Here is a 16,609-nt window from a genome sequence, read left to right as displayed (position 1 = left end):
TTGATGCTCCGAGAAGCTCCGGCGTTCCCGCCGGAGGGCAAAGCAGTGCAGCCGACAGACTGCGCTACGGGTTGAAAAAGAGGGACGCAGCCTATTTGGCTGATTTATCTGATTTATCTGATTTGTCTGCGTGATGATTCAGCCATGCCTGCATGACCTGAATGTCGGTTTGCTGTTCGGCGATGATGCCCAGGGCAAGATTTCGGATTTCGGGATCCTCGGTATAGAGCAGCACGGCTTTGGCCATGTCGACCGCGCCCTGGTGATGTGGCAGCATCATGGTGATGAAGTCATGATTGGCTTGGCCGTTCATCGGTGCGCGCAGCATGCCGTCGTCCATCACGGCCATCGCGTCGTCCATCAATGCTGCAAATGACTTTGAGGTGCTGGCCACAAAAACAGGTGGCGGGCTTGCGTCGGAGGCGGCCTGTCCGTGCTGATGGCCTTGGTGAGCATTGGCGGATGCGCCCGCCAGACAAAGGAACAGGATGACACCTAGCTGTCGCGAGGCGTGGTGAAACAGGCTGGACTTCTTGATCTGCATGTGCTTGCTCCAGAAATGGAAGAATGAAAATGGGGCCTGTGCATAAGCTGAACGCGCGCCAGGTTGTGACATCGTAGGTGTCCCCTCGTGTCAACTGAATGGCATTCCAATGACAGTTTTGTCATGAATAATCGGGTGTAAGTTGATAAGATGTGTTGTCCATTGCAAAGGGAATCAGCGTGAGCATTCTTGTCGTAGAAGATGATCAGAAAACGGGCGACTACCTCAAGAAAGGTTTGTCGGAGTCGGGGTATGCGGTGGATCTCGCCCGCAACGGGGTGGATGGTCTTCACATGGCTCGTGAGCAGGATTACGACCTCTTGATTCTGGATGTAATGCTGCCCGGCAAGGATGGCTGGCAAGTGATGAGCGAGTTGCGGCGCGAGTGCGATGTGCCCGTCATATTCTTGACGGCGCGTGATCAGGTCGATGACCGCATCCGTGGTCTGCAACTGGGTGCGGATGATTATCTGATCAAGCCGTTTTCCTTCACCGAGCTTGTGCTGCGGATTCGCACCTTGCTGCGCCGAGGCGTCGTGCGCGAGTCGGAAACCTTTCAGCTGGCAGACCTGCAGCTTGACCCCTTGCGTCGCAAGGTCACGCGTCAGGGCATCAATATCGTGCTGACCAACAAAGAATTCATGCTCTTGCATTTGCTGGTCAAAAGGCAGGGAGAAGCCTTGTCGCGCGCGGTGATCGCCTCGCAGGTGTGGGATATGAATTTCGATAGCGACACCAATGTTGTAGATGTGGCGGTCAAGCGGCTGCGGGCCAAGGTTGATGCACCGTTCGATACCAAGCTGATCCATACCGTGCGTGGCATAGGCTATATGTTCTCGGAGCAGCCTTGAAGCGCCGGCCACTACGTTCCCTAACGGTACGAGTGACGCTGTCTTTCGCGCTGATCTCCTGTCTGGTGGTATCCGGACTCGGCGTATATCTGTATGCTTCCGTCAAGCAGGCGTTGGAAGTTCGCGCTGACTACACGTTGATTGGCCGGGTCGAGCGCTTTCGCAATCTGCTTCATGATCTGTACAACGTCAGGCAAATGGAAGCGCGTCCCGGCATTTTCGAAAGCATGCTGGGCAATGAGCAGGATGTGCGTATTTTCAGGCGAGCAGGTGAACCGCCGTTCATCAATGTGAATCCAGACAAGATGACGCCGCCAGACCTGGTGCCGGTCCCGGTGGCGCGGTCATTGACGATAGATGCGTTGCGGGCAGGGAAGCGGGATGACGGCATTCGCGTCCGATGGGTCTCCGCGCTTGCCGAAATTGGTGACGATGGCGGCACCGTTGAGATAACTGCGGCCTACGTAATGGTGCAAGAGGCGCGCATGCTTGCTGTGTACCGGCTGCGTGTCATTGGGGCCATTGCTTTGGCGGTGTTGCTGACAACCTTGATGGGGTTCATGCTGCTCCGACGAGGTCTGGGGCCCTTGACCGCCATGAGCAATCGCGCAGCGCAGATATCACCCGCCAATCTGTCCGTGCGCCTGCGAGATGAAGATGCGCCCACCGAGCTGCGCCGACTGGTTGTCGCGATCAACGCCATGCTGGATCGACTGCAGACAGGCTACGAACATCTATCGCAGTTTTCGGCGGATCTGGCGCACGAAATACGTACCCCCATCAATGTGCTGATGGGACAGACACAGGTAGCGCTGGGCCAGGATAGAAGCCCGGCGGAGTACGAGCAGCTACTCGAGTCAAACCTCGAAGAGTTCACCCGACTGGCGCATATTGTGGAGAATATTCTCTTTCTGTCTCGTGCCGACCAGGATGCGGTGGTCATCGAGCGCACGCCGCTGGTGCTGTCAGAAGAATTGATCCGTATCGCCGATTATTTCGAAGGCCTGGCCCAGGAGCGCGACATGCGCTTCGAGGTCGACGCCAGCGGCACAGGGTATGCCAACCCCGTCATGTGGCGGCGCGCCGTCAATAATCTGGTGATCAACGCCATCCGTTACGGCAAGTCGGGATCAGTCATCAAGCTGTGCGCGCACGCTGATCAGCAAACGTCGACCGTAGCCGTTGAAAATCTTGGCCCGCCGATGTCGCAGAATCAGATAGATCTCATGTTCGGCCGTTTTTATCGCGGCGATAAATCCCGCAGCGAATACACGGAGTCCAATGGCCTGGGCCTGGCGCTGGTCAAGGCCATCATGACCATTCACGGCGGCAGCGCGACAGCGTCCGCATCGGATCAAGGAGTCATACGTTTTAGCTTGCAGTTTCCAGGGGAGGACTCAGGTGCAGCCTGAGGCCGGCAATGAATATATTCAGCCCCAACTCAAACCGGCTGTCAAAGTCCAGATTGAAAACATCATCCATTGATGCGGCCACATGAGGGTATGACTGTGCAGCCAGCGCTTCAAAAGCAGCGCGGCGAGTGATCATCTCGGATGGGGATATATCGCTCGAAGAAAAGCCCTGTTCTTCCATCACAAAGCCCAATACATAGTCCAGGATGCTGAATGCGCTCCAGCTTGCCAGGCGGGTGGTGGCGCCTTGCTCTCGCAGAGGGCGGATCATCGCCTCCGCGACACGCATCACATTATCGGTGACTACATATGTTCCGGCGTAAACGCGGGCTCCGTCCCGGCGCGCAAGGAGCGCGCCGCGTATTTCATGGGCAATGCGGGTGACACGAGCGAACGCGTCTTGGTATTTGCGTTGTCTGACGGGTGGCTCGCACGCGACATCGGCCATCAGGGCGTCAGCCATGCCATCCATCAGCGCTTGCTTGCTCTCGAAATGCCAGTATAAGGAGGCCGCCTTGATCTCGAGCACACTCGCCAGCCGGCGCATGGTCAGGTTATCCAGGCCCACTTCATCCAGCAGGTTCAGTGCCGCAGTAATTACAGTGTCTCGTTCAAGCGCCATCGTATTTTTCCTTGACAACCTAACGTTGTTAGATTGAGAATAAAACTTTCAACTAACAATGTTAGATTTCATGAAGACATATATCAAGTCGGATGTGATTGTCATCGGCGCGGGCCCTACCGGGCTCACTATTGCCTGCGAACTGCGCCTGGCAGGGCTGCGGGTTGCTGTGCTGGAGCGACGGTCCGCGCCGGTCGCCCAGTCACGCGCCTTGACCATGCATGGCAGGACGGTGGAGATGCTGGCCCTGCGTGGCGTCGCAGAGCGATTTATTGGCCACGGCATGAAAATTCTTACTGGCCATTTCGCCTCTCTGGATACTCGGCTGGATTTCTCGGGCATCGATACAGCCTTTCCTTATACGCTCTTCATTCCACAAAGCATGACTGAGCACCTGCTTGAAGCTTGGGCTGTGGAGTCAGGCGTAGCGCTGTACCGCGGAACGGTCGCTGAGCAGATTGCGCAGACCAAGAATGGAGTCCTGGTAAAGGGAACTCGCGATGGCAAGTCCCTTGGTTTTTCCGCCCCGTATCTGATTGGCGCGGATGGTGCCCGCAGCATGGTTAGGGAAACTGCGGGTATTGCGTTTGAGGGGCATGCTGCCACCCGGACGGTCATGATGGGCGATGTCCACATGAGCGCTCCCCCGCCGAAAGGAGCTTTGTCGCTGGAAAGCGAAGCAGGCGGGCTGATGATTGTTCCCATGGGGGGCGATCTGTACCGGGCTATCGTCATCAATCCCGAAAGAATGCATGTGCCTGTGTCCGAGGCGCTTACCCAGGAAGAGCTAAGCGCTTCGATGCGGCAGGTGGCTGGCCAAGACTTCGGCATGCACGAGCCGTTGTGGCTATCGCGATTTTCCAATGAATCCCGATTGGCTGAGCGTTATCGACAAGACAGGGTCTTTCTGGTTGGCGACGCCGCCCATATGCATTTTCCAGCGGGAGGGCAGGGAATGAATGTAGGCATGCAAGACGCAATGAATTTAGGCTGGAAGCTGGCAGGTGTCGTGAATGGCCTGGTGTCCGAAAGTTTGCTGGACAGCTATCACGCGGAGCGCCATGAGGTTGGCGCTGCACTGGTTCAGAATACCATGGCACAAAGTTCGCTCTTGTTGAATAGCTTCGATCCTGAAGGCCAGGCTTTGCGCAGAACCTTCAGCGCGTTGCTCAAGCTGCCCGCGCTGAACCATACGCTCGCACAAGACTTGTCAGGATTCGGCATTGCCTATTCGGCGCCGCTTGGCGGATCCGTGGGTGGATGGGCGCCCGTGCCGGAATGGACGGGTCGTCGGGTGCCTGATTGGCCGTTGCTCGACAGGCAGGGAAAACTGCTTTCGCTCTATACGTTGATGCAAGACGGTAAGTGGCTGCTGTTGCGAATCACGGAGGCTGGCGCGCGCTTTACTCCTGATCTCGACCCACGATGGGTCACAATAGTTCATGCTGCGCTTGATCGGAGGGATGAAAGGCTGAGCGGCGTCGACGCGGTCTTGCTACGCCCCGACGGTCATGTGGATCAAGCTGTGCGCGTTGATATCGGGTAATCTATTCCCCTTCCTGTAAAGGGCTGGGGGCCTCATCATGAATACGTCCTTCGATTGGACAGTTCGCCGTGTCTGGCGTGCATTGGCCGTGGCCTGCGCGTGGATACTGGTTGCGGGATGCAGCCCTTTGCCAACGCTCGATGGCCGTAGCGTCTCCACGGCACTGACGCTTCAGGAGGCCAGGCGCACTGAGCTTGGCCAGACATTGTCGGGGATAGAGGCCAGGCACCCGGGACAAAGTGGCATCTATCCGCTGAACGACCCCCACGAGGCGTTTGCGGTCCGGGCGCTGCTGGCGGGGTCCGCCGAGCGTACCCTGGATATTCAATACTATATCTGGCACGACGATCTTACCGGCACGTTGTTGTTTGATGTCTTGCGCGATGCGGCGGATCGCGGCATCCGTGTCAGGCTGCTGCTGGACGACATCAATACCGCCGGGCTGGACCCGTTGCTAGCTGCGCTGGACAGTCATCCCAATATTCAGATCCGGCTGTTCAATCCCTTCGTGCCTCGCTCTCCACGCTGGCTGTCCTACGTCACCGATTTTTCGCGCGTCAATCGACGCATGCATAACAAGTCGTTCACTGCCGATAACATGGCCACCATCATTGGCGGCAGAAACATTGGAGACGAGTATTTCGGCGCAACGCACGATGTGTTGTTTTCGGATCTCGACATTCTTGCTGTCGGCCCGGTTGTCCGGGATGTGTCGGAAGATTTCGACAAGTACTGGCGCAGTGAATCCGCCTATCCCGTAGACCGCCTGCTTCCGAAGCCGGATGACAAGGCCCTGGCGGGCTTGCAATCGCGCGCAGCCGAGTGGCGCAGTTCGCCGGAGGCGGCGTTGTATGTAGAAGCGCTTGAGAAATCGAGTTTGATCAAGCATTTGCATCAAGGCGATATTGATCTGGACTGGGCCAGGACGCAGATGGTGAGTGATAATCCTGCCAAAGGGCTGGGCAACTTGCCGCCCGACCAATTGCTCACTTACGATCTGGAGCGCATCGTCGGCAAACCCAAGGTCAGCGCCGATCTGGTTTCATCCTATTTTGTGCCCACCAAGACGGGTGTGGAAGGCTTTGTCGAGATGGCCGGACGCGGCGTGACGGTCAGAATTCTGACCAATTCGCTTGAGGCGACTGATGTGGCCGCAGTGCACGCTGGCTACGCCAAGCGGCGCAAACCCTTGCTGCAAGCCGGTGTCAAGCTTTATGAGTTAAGGCGGCTTCCTTCGGGGGGCGGAGGGCAAAGCAGCAGCATGTTTGGCAGCTCAAGCTCCAGCCTGCACGCCAAGACATTTTCGGCGGATGAGTCTCGCGTCTTTATCGGCTCGTTCAATTTCGATCCGCGATCAGCCCAGCTCAACACAGAGCTGGGATTTATCATCGACAGCCCCGCGCTGGCCAAGAAGATTAGCGAGATTTTTCTCGATAAGGTGCCGATGACGGCCTATGAGGTGCGACTGTCGGAAGAAGGCGACCTGTATTGGCTGGAGCGCAAGGATGGCAAACTGTTGCGGCATGATAGCGAGCCGGGCGCGAGCCTCTGGCGACGCATGATCGTGGAGATACTTACGCACCTGCCGGTGGAGTGGCTGCTGTAGTGTGGCGCAGGAACATCGGCCTCAGCCCTCGGCATCCCACTCCCTACTCCTTTGCCGCAGGCATCAGCCCACGCTGCTGCAATATGGCTTTGACAATGGCTAGCCTGGCTGGGCCGTCCCCAGGGTTGTTCATATCCATGTTCAACGCATAGAAGTACACCTTGTTCTTGCGCTCCAGGTAGCCCACCAGCCAGCCGGTCTGTTGCGCGTGCGCGTCGCCCATGCCAGCCCACCCGGTCTTGCCGCTGTAGCGGTATTCATCGGTATGCTCGAGCACGAGCGCCTCTTTGACGATCTGGGTTGAGCGATGAGACGCGCCCAGCGCCTCGGTGTAAAAACGTTGAAGAAACTTGACCTGCTGCAATGCTGATATCCGCAAATCCCCTGTCAACCAAAAGCGATCGATGTCGCCCTGTATATTGCGGTTGCCGTAATCGAACTTGTCCACATAGGCCTGCATGCGGTCCGTGCCGATGCGCCGCGCCAACGCCTGGTAAAACCACACAACGGAGTTGGGCAGCGCGGTGGCCAGGGTCTGGTCGCGCGCCCAGGTTTCCGGCCACCAGTCCTGCCTGGGATCGCGGCGGCTGTCCCAAGGCAGCCCGAAATCGGCGCCGCTGGCGACGCCTGTTTCCAGGGCGATAACGGTGTTTGGAATCTTGAAGGTGGAGGCGGGCAGGAAGCCCGCCTCGGCGCGCACGCTGTCGTGGCATATGAGCTCGCCGGTCTGGCCATCGAGCAGAACGAAGGTGCCGTGGGCGCTGGCCTGGTCAAATAGCTTGGCCAGGGCCGGTTCATCATTGCAGTCTTGCATCGCATGAACGGGCGCGGCCGCAAGCAGTGCCAGCGCGCAGGCCGCGAACAATGGTCGAAGTAGGGTGAGATTCAACATGATGATCCTTTTGTGTAGTGTCTGAGCATGATGCTCGGATTGAACTGGCCGATCCGTTGATGGCGGGGTAAGAATAAGTGCGTGACAGGGCTGGGTAAAACACGCTACCGTAACTCGCGTAACCTGAGTTTGGCCGTTGCAGCCAACGTGCACGCTAACGCTATTCCTGAACCATGTCTGGCAAGAAAATCCGTATAGAACTTGGCGCAGCGCGCTATCGCGTAAATGGGCGTCCGGCCAGATACCAGTCGCTCTGGCTTCTGCTGCGCCTTTATTACGCCGAGCAGAGCTGCGGCGGGCCAGTGCATGTTTCGGCGATACTGGCCCGCTTTCCTGGCGCGAGCAGTCTGCGCATGCGAATTTCACGCGCTTACGCGGATTTTGCCGATTGGGGGATATCCGCGGGATGGGGAAGAGATACGGATAAAGCCCCCGCCCTGCTGAATCGCGCCAGGCGTAGCCAGGGGCCCTTTTGGCTTGCTGCCGGACAGGCTCGGCGGCTGGATATCCGGCTAGATGGTCGCTATGTCGAACTGGCTGAGCTTGCCGGTTTTCTAGGTGCGGCGTCTTTGCTGGACAGTCAGGAGGCTTCCCTGGAGTATGTCATGCATGATGTTCGATACTGGAGCGAACTCACGCAGGCTTTGCGCATGGCTAAAGACGGCGTCGCCGCGTCGACGGAGCACGGCGTGGCTGAACATTTTGGCAGGGCGCAAGCCGCTGCCAAGGATGAGTTCCAGGCTTCGTTATCCCTACTGAAGGAAAGCCTGATCTGGCGTCGGCATGGCCATGTCAGGCGCAGCGAAGACGCATTGCTGCGCCTGCGCCCTTATCTTGAATCTCGGGGTGACTACGCAGCATTGCCATCATTTTCGGCAATGGCGGCGATTGCGCACGCATGGAACCTATACGCACAAGGTAATGTGCCCGCGGCACAGGGAGCCCTCGCTCAGGTTGAATCTGATCTTGTGCTGCAGCCGGTCATTCGTTACAACCCCCGTGTTCGCTTCGAGTTCCTCAATCTGCGCGCGCTGTTGGGTAAGTCAGTCGCCATGGCGTTGCAGACGATACCGCTCATGGAGCGTACCGAGTCGGCGATGCGTGCGATGAAGGATCTGTCCGGCGCGCTGCAGGCAGCCTACGAAGCCGATTCCATCGAAGCCGCCCAGGACGTAGCAGCTAATATCGGCTGGTCGTTATGGCTATTCTGGACCAATGGCCTGATCGACCAGAAGCATCCGGAGCGAGAAGAGCTCTTGCGCATGCAGGCGATTCGTTGGATAGGTCTGTCGGAATGGATTTGCGATCGTTTTGGCGTGGGCGGCGGCTCGGCGTGGAACACAATCTTTCTGTTGAGAATTGCGCGCGGGGGATGCAATGCAAAAGGGCCGGTCACATTGTCGCAGTTCCAGGCGCAGCGGCCGGTTTCAGTCCGGCAGGTCCTGGACGCCACGAATCCCTACCATGCGCCGTTTTCGCCGGCCAAAGGGTATGTCAGTTGGTCGGAAGTTGCGCGTTTCACGCTGGAAGAGCACGATAGCGGGCATGCCCAGTATGGGCCGTTGCAGCTGGCCAACGTGCTGCTGGAAATGGCATGGTTCAGTGCGCACGAGCATGGCCTCTGTGTTCAGGCTTACAATGCGGCCGAGCGTCTCGCGGCGATGTCGCCAGCGCTGCAGCCGAACGAGCGGCGTTTTTTCAGGAAAGGTCTGCGGGATTTGCCCTTGGAGCTTGCCGCGGCCGCCACAGATACGCCTGCGTCAGCCACAGAGCGCAGGCGGACACATGTCGGGAACACTCATCACGCTCGTCAACGGGATGCTTTGCCATGACTAACCGGCCTATCAAGACGTCCAAGCGTGCCTTCGAAATTCTGGAAGCATTCGAAGACGTACAGCGGCCCATGGCCTTGAAGGAATTTGTGCAGCGCTTTGATTATCCTGCGTCAAGTGCATCGGCGCTGCTCAAAAGCCTGGTCGTGTTGGGCTATCTTGATTACGATCGTTTCTCGCGTACTTACATGCCCACGATGCGTCTGGCCTCGTTGGGCAACTGGGTTCACAGCGCGCTGTTCGGCGAGGGCGACGTATTGTCGCTCATGCAAGCGCTGTCGCAGACCACCGGAGAGACCATCACGCTCGGCGCCCAGAGTGATCTGTTCGTTCAATACGTGTATCTGATTCCGTCGCGGCTGCCAATCTGGTATACGGTGCCGATCGGCATGACACGTCCTATTGCGCGGTCTGGCATCGGCTGGCTAATGCTTGGAGTCCGTCCTGATGAGGAGATCGATCGGATTCTGCGCCGCGTGAATTTTCGAGAGCGCGATGCGAGTAGGCGTATCGCGCTGGATAGTTTGATGGTCGAAATCGAAAAGGGGCGTCGCGACGGTTTTGTGTTTTCGCAGCATACGCTGGAACCTGGCGCCGGCAGCATCGCCATGCTGTTGCCGGAAAGACGTTTTGGCCGCGTCTTTGCGATGGGCGTGCATGGGCCCGTCGAGCGCCTGGCCGAAAAGCGTGAGGCCATTCTTGCGCAGCTTCGTACCGGCATTCAAAAACTTGAGATGAAGTCTAACCCTGTTTGACCAGACATCGATTGTCCCGCTTTATTTTCACATACATGTAAATGCAGTCCGCGCGCTCGCTATACGTCCGTCGTCCTTGAACCGATGATAAAGTCCCCTTGGCAAGTTGCCTTGGCAGTAAAGGCTTCTACAACTGTCGACAACTGAATCGACACTTGGTACTTGGAAAGGGGGATGGATATGGAACTGGTGCCCTTGCACGCTGATTTTGGCGCGGAGATCAAAGGACTGGATTTGATTGATGCGGTCTGCGACGCCCAGGCCTTTGCCAGGGTTCGCGCGGCGTTTGACGAGTATTCTCTGTTGCTGTGGCGCAGGCAGGACGTAACGGACGATATACAGGCAACGTTCTCGCGTGCCTTTGGCGCACTTGAGCGTACCAAGGTGGGTTCGTCGGGTCATGGCACGTTTTATTCGCGCATGAACAATATGGGGCCAGATGGCAACGTGGTGCCGCCCAACGACCGTGCGCTGCTGATTGCCAAGGCTAATCAGCTATGGCATACGGATAGTTCATTCAAGGCACTGCCGGCGGTTGCTTCCGTTCTGTCGGCGCGCGTCATCCCTTCCAACGGCGGCGATACAGAGTTTGTTTCGACACGCGCCGCGTGGAGCAGGCTGGATCAGGAAACCCGCGACAGCCTGATAGACAAAGTAGCCATACACAGCTACGCCACCTCGCGCGACCAGATAGATCCGGGCATGATGAGCGCAGCCGAGCGCGCAGCGCTGCCACCTGTCCGCAAGCCCATGACCTGGCTCAATCCAGTCAATGAGCGCCGCGCTTTGTACTTGGCATCACACGCCGGCGCGATTGAAGGCATGGAACCGTCTGCGGCGCAGGAATTGTTGGCACGATTGATGGAGCAGGCGACGCGTCCTGAACATCGGTACAGCCATAGCTGGCAACAGGGAGATGTGTTGATGTGGGATAACCGGGCAACCATGCATCGTGGCCGACCATGGCGGGGCGGCGAGGCTCGATCCATTGTTCGCATCACGATTTCGGCGTCGGAGCAGGACGGACTCGCCCAGGCAATGCTGGGGTTTTCGGAAGAGTTGGCGACCGCCTGACACAGATCGTTCAGAACACAAACCAGAGGAGAAGAAATCATGGCTGCCCAATCTATGATGAGTCGTGCAAGCTATATCCTGCTTGCCTGTATGGCAACGTTTTCCGTGAGCAGCGGCACGGCCGTTGCGAGCGGTTATCCGGACAAGCCTGTGAGGATCATCGTTCCTTATCCGCCGGGCGGTTCCACCGATGCGATCACCCGTTTGCTCGGGAATGCGCTCTCCCAGAAATGGCAACAGCCTGTTGTTGTTGAAAACAAGGGCGGGGCGTCGGGTATTATCGGCAGCGACGCCGCCGCCCGAAGCGCGCCGGACGGGTATACGCTGCTGATGAACGGTAGTGGCCCCCACACGATCAATGTCAGTCTGTTCAATAACCTGAGCTACGACCCTGTACGGGATTTTGCGCCCATTATTCAGACTACGACACTGCCCTTGCTGATGGTGACCGAAACAAACTCGCCATTTTCTACCGTGCCGGAGTTTATCGAGTGGTCCAATGCCAACAAAGGCAAAGTGAATTACTGTTCAATCGGTGCGGGGTCACCTTCCCATCTGGCCGCCGAGCTGTTTCAGTCGACCGCGAACATGGAAATGACGCACGTTCCCTACAAAGGCAGCGGTCCTGCTCTGGTGGACACCATCGCGGGCGTTTGTCATGTGTTGTTTGACAGCGCGCTCTCGGCGGGCCCTCATGTCAAATCGGGCAAACTAAAGCTGATCGCAATTGGCACCGAGTCACGCGTAGATGCCTGGCCAGACGTTCCGACGGTTGCGGAGTCGTTGCCAGGCTTTAGCGCCTATAGTTGGACGGCGCTTGTGGCGCCCGCCGGGACGCCGCAGGATATTGTTCAGAAGATCAATGCCGATACGGCAGCGGTCCTGGCTGATGCTGACATCAAGGAGAAGCTCGAGACGCAGGGCGCGCTGCCCGGCAAGGGCACTTCGCAAGAGCTGGCTGCCTTTATTGATACGGAAATCGCTAAATGGGCGAAAGTCATCAAAGAAGGGAACATTACGGTGAACTAGTTCTGACAGCCCGACCGGCGAATTGCCTGTAACACCAGGTTCAGTGAAACGAAGGTGCATCACGATGCTGTCGGATAGTCGAGTTCGCCGTAAGAGAGGTTGCCGGCTTCCCTCGCATGCGTCAACTCCTGCAATACCTGGGCTCGGGTAACGTTAGCATCCGTGTGGGCGGGGGGAAGGGGCTCATTGGCCTCCCCCTCGTAGATCTGGCCGGTTGCGATGGCCAGATGCAGCTCCTGCAGTACCTCAGCCCGGGTTTTTCCGTTTTCGAAAGGCTCGATAGGGGGCGAGGGCTGTTGCACATCGCTGTTGAAGCGGTGTCGACTTTGATCATTGTTGCTGTGGATGCTCTGCGCGTAGGCGCCGCTTGCAAGTGCGAGGCCAGCGGCCAATGCGATGGTTTTCAGGGCTTTCATGGTTGACTCCTTGGATATGAACCGCAATGGGTTCGGGGTTGTGAAACGTGAATTGAATATCTGCCGGGCGCTATCGCCCAGGCATACTTGCCTGGATCAGGTTGCATCCAGTCCTCCATCTACAGTGATGACCTGGCCGGTGACCCAGGCCGCATCAGGTGAGGCCAGTGAAACAATCCATCCGGCCACATCTTCTGGAAACCCTCGGCGTCCAAGCGGTATGCGGGCACGCTCGCTCGCCTTGACGTTCTCTATCTGATCTGCCGACAGCTTCATTCGTTCCGACAGAAAATCCGTTTCGGTCGGGCCCGCTGCAACAGCGTTCACGCGTATGCCTTCGACAGCGAGCTCGAGTGCCCAGCACTTGGTCATGTGTTCCAGGGCTGCCTTGCTGGCGGCATAATGCGACAACGCTTGTGCGGGTTTATGCCCAAAGGTGCTGGATACATTTACGATATTGCCTGCTGCCCGCCTCAGGTGTGGCAGTGCCGCGGTAGCCAGTAGCGATGGTCCGAAAACATTGATTGAAAAAATCTCGCTGATTCGCGCAAAGTTGGCCTGCGACAATGGCAATATGGCGCCTGCGCCCGCGTTGTTAACCAGGACATCCAGGCGCCCATGGCGGGCGGCAACCTCTTCAATTGTGCGCGCCGCATCGGAGGGATTGCCTGCGTCAGCAACAAGGTAATCGATCCCGTTGACGCTATCCGCGGCGTGCTGCAGTGCTGCTTGCCTGCGTCCGGTAATGACGACACGTGCACCTTGCCGGGCGAACAGGGTGGCGGCGCTCAGGCCGATGCCGGCGCCGCCGCCGGTCACCAGCACAACTTTGTTCCTGAAATGATTCATTTCGCTTCTCTGTTGAAAATGTGTTTGGATCTATCAATCGCTGTGTGCTACGGCGTTTCATCGTCGTCCGACAGGACGAGCGAAACGATGTTGGTGATGCCCTGGCGCGCCATCTTGGCATAGGGGCAATAGCGTTCAGTATTGCGGACCAGTTCTTCAGCGATGGTCCGCTTTACGCCAGGCAGGTAGATGCGTGTATGGGCGGCGAGCACAAACAAGCCGTCCATGGGGTCGCGGCTGAACTCGACGGTAACTTTTACCGCGCTGCCGGGAACCGGGATGCCCGCCCGCGCGGCCAGCAGGCTTAGCGCGCCATGAAAGCAGGCGGCATATCCAGCCGCGAACAGCTGCTCCGGATTGGTGCCGCCGCCGGGGCCGCCAAGCGCTTTGGGCAAGCGCAGGTGGACATCCAGATTGCCGTCATCAGAACGCGCAATGCCCGACGCTCGCCCATGGCTCGCGTCTCCACCCGTTACGGTCACGGTGGTCGAGTACAGCGTCTGGGTATCGCGCCCCTTGTACTTGTCGAGCAGTGACAAGGGGGGGGGTTGCAAAGTAGCCATGATGTGAAGTGCCTGTTGTTTATCTCGACAACTGAGACTGAGCGAACCAGGTGTCGAAGTTCAGCGTTCCGATGCGGGGATGTGTGCCTGGGATGAGGGTGTCATGCTTGAGTTCGGCGCCGAAGTAAGGCGCATGCTCGTCCTCCACCACAGTGCGCGAATCGGCGATTGCCTTCAGGTAGCGCCCTACCAGATCGGAGATTCTCACGCGCTCGGGGCCGGCAATCTCCACGATGCCCTGGCGAGGCGCACCCAGTGCGTAATCTGCAACGGCAGCCGCAACATCATCCGAGGAAATCGGCTGAAAGAATGCGGGAGACAATCGAACCGTTTGACCTGTGCTGCCTGCCTGTGCGATGCCGCCGAGAAACTCGAAGAACTGGGTGGAGTGGACAATGGTGTAGGGAACACCGGATTCACGGATCAGCTTCTCTTGGGCAATCTTGCCGCGAAAATAGCCGCTTTGCGCCAGTCGGTCCGTACCTACCACTGAAAGCGCCACATGATGCCGCACGCCCGCGGCGGTTTCGGCGGCAAACAGGTTTCTGCCCGATGTCTCGAAGAACTCGAGAACCGCTGCGTCTTCGAACGAAGGTGAGTTCGCGAGATCTACGACCACGCTTGTGCCCGCCATGGCCTCTGCCAGACCTTCCCCGGTGATGGTATTAACGCCTGTTGCCGGCGCGGCGGCAACGACCTGATGACCTTTGGCAGTCAGATGCTGGACCACTTTGCTGCCGATGAGGCCAGTGCCTCCGATAACGACTATTTTCATGACGTTCTCCTGATGTGAGTGTGTGTAGGAAAAATTGTAGGGATGACCCTGTTCTTGCGGTAGATTCGCAAAGGGACCCATGGTGTTGCATCAGGAGCATCAATCCGGCGCAATCAGCGAAGCAAGCGTGTTTCGATGAAGTTGCCGTCAGCCTTCGGAAGCATTGCTTAATGTCGTCAGGCATTGCAGATCAAGGGCGCGTGTTTGCTCGATGATGTAGTCAACGAACGCGCGAATTCGTGCAGGAAGCTGCTTTCGGCTCAAGTAGCACAGATAGTGCCCACCGTCATCGGGCGCATGCTGCGCCAGACAGGCGACCAGTTGTTTGCTTCTGAGCAGATCGCACACCTGGTATGCAGGAAACTGTGCGATGCCTTGTCCTTGCAGCACGGCCTGCAGAACCAGATCGATGTCATTGAATATATGCGCGGCGGGAGGATGGCGTTTCTGCGCCAGGCCCTGCACCTTGAACTCCCATTCTCGAATACGCCCGGAAGCGCTGCGAAAGTTAATGCAGTGGTGAACGTCCAGGTCGTCGACGTGGCGTGGCAATCCGTGCGCCTGAGCGTAGCTGGGGGAGGCGCATACAATCATTTGCATGGGAATCAACTGCCGCGCCACGATGTCGCTGTCTTCCATGCGGCCATCGCGAAAGGAAACATCGATGCGGCCAGCGGTGAAGTCTGCGGGGCGGGGATCCAGCAGAAGCTCGAGCGTGATAGCCGGGTATTGAGCGTAGAAATCGCGCAACAGGGGGCCGATGACCTTGCGCCCGAACCCCGGCGTGGAGTGGATGCGCAGATGACCCCGTGGCGGTCCGTTGCGCAGCTCCCGCATGTCTTCCAGTGCTTGAATAATGCGCTCGACGCCTGGTTGGCAGTTTTCGTAGAACAGTTCGCCTTCGCGGGTGAGCGATGTGCTTCGTGTTGTGCGATGGAAAAGGCGGGCATCCAGTTGTGCTTCCAGCTTCTGCACATTGCGGCTGACCGCCGAACGGCCTATGCCCAGGCGGTCGCTCGCTCTGGAAAAGCTGCCTTCGTTGGCAACCGCCAGAAACGCCACGACACCGGCATAGCTGGTGACAAAGCTGCTGGCAAGCGCGTCTGCCACGCCAGAAACTGCGTGGTGCGGCCGTTCGTTCGGAAAAGAGGGGCAGGTCGAAGTATCCATACTCGGCTAGACGTATGGACATTGCTTGTTGTGACACCGCCTCCCGATTTTTTTGAACGGTTACATTTTTCAGAGCGCAAGCTAGTGCTCCGTGATGAAAAATGGCTTGTTCTGGTCTTTCAGCAACACCACGAGGAATTTCGCCGGCAGGGTCTGGCTCGCGTTGCGGCCAACGGTGTGTATATCATTCGGGGCCTCATAGAAGCTCTGCCCTGGTGTCAGCGTGACTTCTTGCCCGCCTTTTACCTGCATGACAATCGAGCCTTCCAGCACATAGACAAAGCTGTGTGCGTCATGCCGATGCACCGGATCGACCGCGCCGGGAGGATAGTCCACCGTAATCATGAGTGCTTCTTTACCGGGGTAATCGGACAACGATTCTGCCATGACTTGCTTGACGATCGCCTGGGGCGGTTCAGCGTGGGCTACCCCAGCCAGCGAGCTGGCTATGACGATGAGCGCTATGGCGGCATTTTCTAGGCTAAACATAAGGGACTCCCAAGTGGACGGCCCGAGCACTTGGCTCGCAAACCGTTCGGTTCAATGGTAGTGCCCTGAATTGCTGGGCACGGGTCACGGCGGAGAGCCGCATGTGGTTATCGTAGACAGCTGACGCGCCGTGCGGTAGGCATGCAAATGGGCTCACCGTGTTGCCCGATGCGCACCAAACCTC

The 16,609-nt window shown here is 57.9% G+C and carries 17 protein-coding genes; 8 read left to right on the top strand and 9 right to left on the bottom strand.

Annotated elements, in window-relative coordinates:
• Positions 1–91 precede the first annotated feature (91 nt).
• Positions 92–544 carry a DUF305 domain-containing protein gene (locus tag ERE07_RS16290; RefSeq protein WP_130010094.1) on the bottom strand — a complete coding sequence of 151 codons (453 nt, stop codon included), beginning with the start codon at positions 542–544 and terminating at the stop codon, positions 92–94.
• A gap of 179 nt (positions 545–723) precedes the next feature.
• On the opposite strand from ERE07_RS16290, the gene ERE07_RS16285 reads away from it, so the two are divergent.
• Positions 724–1,395, top strand: coding sequence for a heavy metal response regulator transcription factor (locus tag ERE07_RS16285; RefSeq protein ID WP_130010093.1), 672 nt, complete (start codon positions 724–726; stop codon positions 1,393–1,395).
• The gene (locus ERE07_RS16280; protein ID WP_130010092.1) at positions 1,392–2,807 is read left to right on the top strand and encodes a heavy metal sensor histidine kinase; all 1,416 of its coding nucleotides are present in this window, start codon (positions 1,392–1,394) and stop codon (positions 2,805–2,807) included. Before ERE07_RS16285 ends, ERE07_RS16280 begins: the two co-directional genes overlap by 4 nt.
• Here the strand turns inward: ERE07_RS16280 and ERE07_RS16275 are convergent.
• Positions 2,767–3,429: a TetR/AcrR family transcriptional regulator C-terminal domain-containing protein gene (locus ERE07_RS16275; RefSeq protein WP_130010091.1), complete on the bottom strand. Its 663-nt coding sequence runs from the start codon at positions 3,427–3,429 to the stop codon at positions 2,767–2,769. The two genes, ERE07_RS16280 and ERE07_RS16275, sit on opposite strands and share 41 nt — an antisense overlap.
• A 70-nt stretch (positions 3,430–3,499) precedes the next feature.
• On the opposite strand from ERE07_RS16275, the gene ERE07_RS16270 reads away from it, so the two are divergent.
• Positions 3,500–4,975 carry an FAD-dependent oxidoreductase gene (locus ERE07_RS16270; protein ID WP_130010090.1) on the top strand — a complete coding sequence of 492 codons (1,476 nt, stop codon included), beginning with the start codon at positions 3,500–3,502 and terminating at the stop codon, positions 4,973–4,975.
• Between the two features lie 37 nt (positions 4,976–5,012).
• A complete protein-coding gene (locus ERE07_RS16265) occupies positions 5,013–6,581 on the top strand; it encodes a phospholipase D family protein (RefSeq protein WP_130010089.1) in 1,569 nt (522 codons plus the stop codon).
• A gap of 43 nt (positions 6,582–6,624) precedes the next feature.
• Here ERE07_RS16265 and ERE07_RS16260 read toward each other — a convergent pair whose 3' ends face one another.
• Positions 6,625–7,473: a penicillin-binding transpeptidase domain-containing protein gene (locus ERE07_RS16260; protein WP_130010088.1), complete on the bottom strand. Its 849-nt coding sequence runs from the start codon at positions 7,471–7,473 to the stop codon at positions 6,625–6,627.
• 173 nt (positions 7,474–7,646) lie between these two features.
• Between ERE07_RS16260 and ERE07_RS16255 the strand changes: the two genes are divergently transcribed.
• The 4 genes from ERE07_RS16255 (at position 7,647) to ERE07_RS16240 (ending at position 12,163) form a co-directional block, all read left to right on the top strand.
• Positions 7,647–9,305: a hypothetical protein gene (locus tag ERE07_RS16255; protein WP_130010087.1), complete on the top strand. Its 1,659-nt coding sequence runs from the start codon at positions 7,647–7,649 to the stop codon at positions 9,303–9,305.
• Complete coding sequence (locus tag ERE07_RS16250) at positions 9,302–10,060, top strand: IclR family transcriptional regulator (protein WP_130010086.1); 759 nt, start codon at positions 9,302–9,304, stop codon at positions 10,058–10,060. The genes ERE07_RS16255 and ERE07_RS16250 overlap by 4 nt, the downstream gene beginning before the upstream one ends.
• Before the next feature lie 174 nt (positions 10,061–10,234).
• Positions 10,235–11,134 (top strand): TauD/TfdA dioxygenase family protein, encoded by a 900-nt coding sequence (locus tag ERE07_RS16245; RefSeq protein ID WP_245153754.1) that lies wholly within the window; start codon positions 10,235–10,237, stop codon positions 11,132–11,134.
• A 39-nt stretch (positions 11,135–11,173) separates the two neighbouring features.
• The gene (locus ERE07_RS16240; protein ID WP_130010085.1) at positions 11,174–12,163 is read left to right on the top strand and encodes a Bug family tripartite tricarboxylate transporter substrate binding protein; all 990 of its coding nucleotides are present in this window, start codon (positions 11,174–11,176) and stop codon (positions 12,161–12,163) included.
• Between the two features lie 59 nt (positions 12,164–12,222).
• Here the strand turns inward: ERE07_RS16240 and ERE07_RS16235 are convergent, their stop codons facing one another.
• The 6 genes from ERE07_RS16235 to ERE07_RS16210 form a co-directional block, all read right to left on the bottom strand.
• Positions 12,223–12,579, bottom strand: coding sequence for a DUF4148 domain-containing protein (locus ERE07_RS16235; RefSeq protein ID WP_130010084.1), 357 nt, complete (start codon positions 12,577–12,579; stop codon positions 12,223–12,225).
• Positions 12,580–12,675: 96 nt separating this feature from the next.
• On the bottom strand, positions 12,676–13,428 hold the full coding sequence (locus ERE07_RS16230; RefSeq protein WP_130010083.1) for an SDR family NAD(P)-dependent oxidoreductase: 753 nt from the start codon (positions 13,426–13,428) through the stop codon (positions 12,676–12,678).
• A gap of 47 nt (positions 13,429–13,475) precedes the next feature.
• Positions 13,476–13,991 (bottom strand): Ohr family peroxiredoxin, encoded by a 516-nt coding sequence (locus ERE07_RS16225; RefSeq protein WP_130010082.1) that lies wholly within the window; start codon positions 13,989–13,991, stop codon positions 13,476–13,478.
• 19 nt (positions 13,992–14,010) lie between these two features.
• Complete coding sequence (locus tag ERE07_RS16220) at positions 14,011–14,766, bottom strand: SDR family oxidoreductase (RefSeq protein ID WP_130010081.1); 756 nt, start codon at positions 14,764–14,766, stop codon at positions 14,011–14,013.
• Positions 14,767–14,913: 147 nt separating this feature from the next.
• Entirely contained in the window at positions 14,914–15,936 is a 1,023-nt protein-coding gene (locus ERE07_RS16215; protein WP_130010080.1) for a LysR family transcriptional regulator, read from the bottom strand.
• A gap of 81 nt (positions 15,937–16,017) precedes the next feature.
• Complete coding sequence (locus ERE07_RS16210; protein ID WP_130010079.1) at positions 16,018–16,425, bottom strand: cupin domain-containing protein; 408 nt, start codon at positions 16,423–16,425, stop codon at positions 16,018–16,020.
• Positions 16,426–16,609: the final 184 nt, after the last annotated feature.

It is taken from the genome of Allopusillimonas ginsengisoli, assembly GCF_004153455.1.
GTDB classification, from domain to species: domain Bacteria; phylum Pseudomonadota; class Gammaproteobacteria; order Burkholderiales; family Burkholderiaceae_B; genus Allopusillimonas; species Allopusillimonas ginsengisoli.
This window is presented reverse-complemented; position numbering and strand designations above follow the sequence as displayed.

Coding starts and splice junctions, on each gene's coding strand:
- ERE07_RS16260 (WP_130010088.1), bottom strand. CDS start 7,473: ATGTTGAATCTCACCCTACTTCGACCATTGTTCGCGGCCTGCGCGCTG.
- ERE07_RS16275 (WP_130010091.1), bottom strand. CDS start 3,429: ATGGCGCTTGAACGAGACACTGTAATTACTGCGGCACTGAACCTGCTG.
- ERE07_RS16245 (WP_245153754.1), top strand. CDS start 10,235: ATGGATATGGAACTGGTGCCCTTGCACGCTGATTTTGGCGCGGAGATC.
- ERE07_RS16270 (WP_130010090.1), top strand. CDS start 3,500: ATGAAGACATATATCAAGTCGGATGTGATTGTCATCGGCGCGGGCCCT.
- ERE07_RS16220 (WP_130010081.1), bottom strand. CDS start 14,766: ATGAAAATAGTCGTTATCGGAGGCACTGGCCTCATCGGCAGCAAAGTG.
- ERE07_RS16230 (WP_130010083.1), bottom strand. CDS start 13,428: ATGAATCATTTCAGGAACAAAGTTGTGCTGGTGACCGGCGGCGGCGCC.
- ERE07_RS16225 (WP_130010082.1), bottom strand. CDS start 13,991: ATGGCTACTTTGCAACCCCCCCCCTTGTCACTGCTCGACAAGTACAAG.
- ERE07_RS16210 (WP_130010079.1), bottom strand. CDS start 16,425: ATGTTTAGCCTAGAAAATGCCGCCATAGCGCTCATCGTCATAGCCAGC.
- ERE07_RS16265 (WP_130010089.1), top strand. CDS start 5,013: ATGAATACGTCCTTCGATTGGACAGTTCGCCGTGTCTGGCGTGCATTG.
- ERE07_RS16250 (WP_130010086.1), top strand. CDS start 9,302: ATGACTAACCGGCCTATCAAGACGTCCAAGCGTGCCTTCGAAATTCTG.
- ERE07_RS16290 (WP_130010094.1), bottom strand. CDS start 544: ATGCAGATCAAGAAGTCCAGCCTGTTTCACCACGCCTCGCGACAGCTA.
- ERE07_RS16235 (WP_130010084.1), bottom strand. CDS start 12,579: ATGAAAGCCCTGAAAACCATCGCATTGGCCGCTGGCCTCGCACTTGCA.
- ERE07_RS16255 (WP_130010087.1), top strand. CDS start 7,647: ATGTCTGGCAAGAAAATCCGTATAGAACTTGGCGCAGCGCGCTATCGC.
- ERE07_RS16240 (WP_130010085.1), top strand. CDS start 11,174: ATGGCTGCCCAATCTATGATGAGTCGTGCAAGCTATATCCTGCTTGCC.
- ERE07_RS16215 (WP_130010080.1), bottom strand. CDS start 15,936: ATGGATACTTCGACCTGCCCCTCTTTTCCGAACGAACGGCCGCACCAC.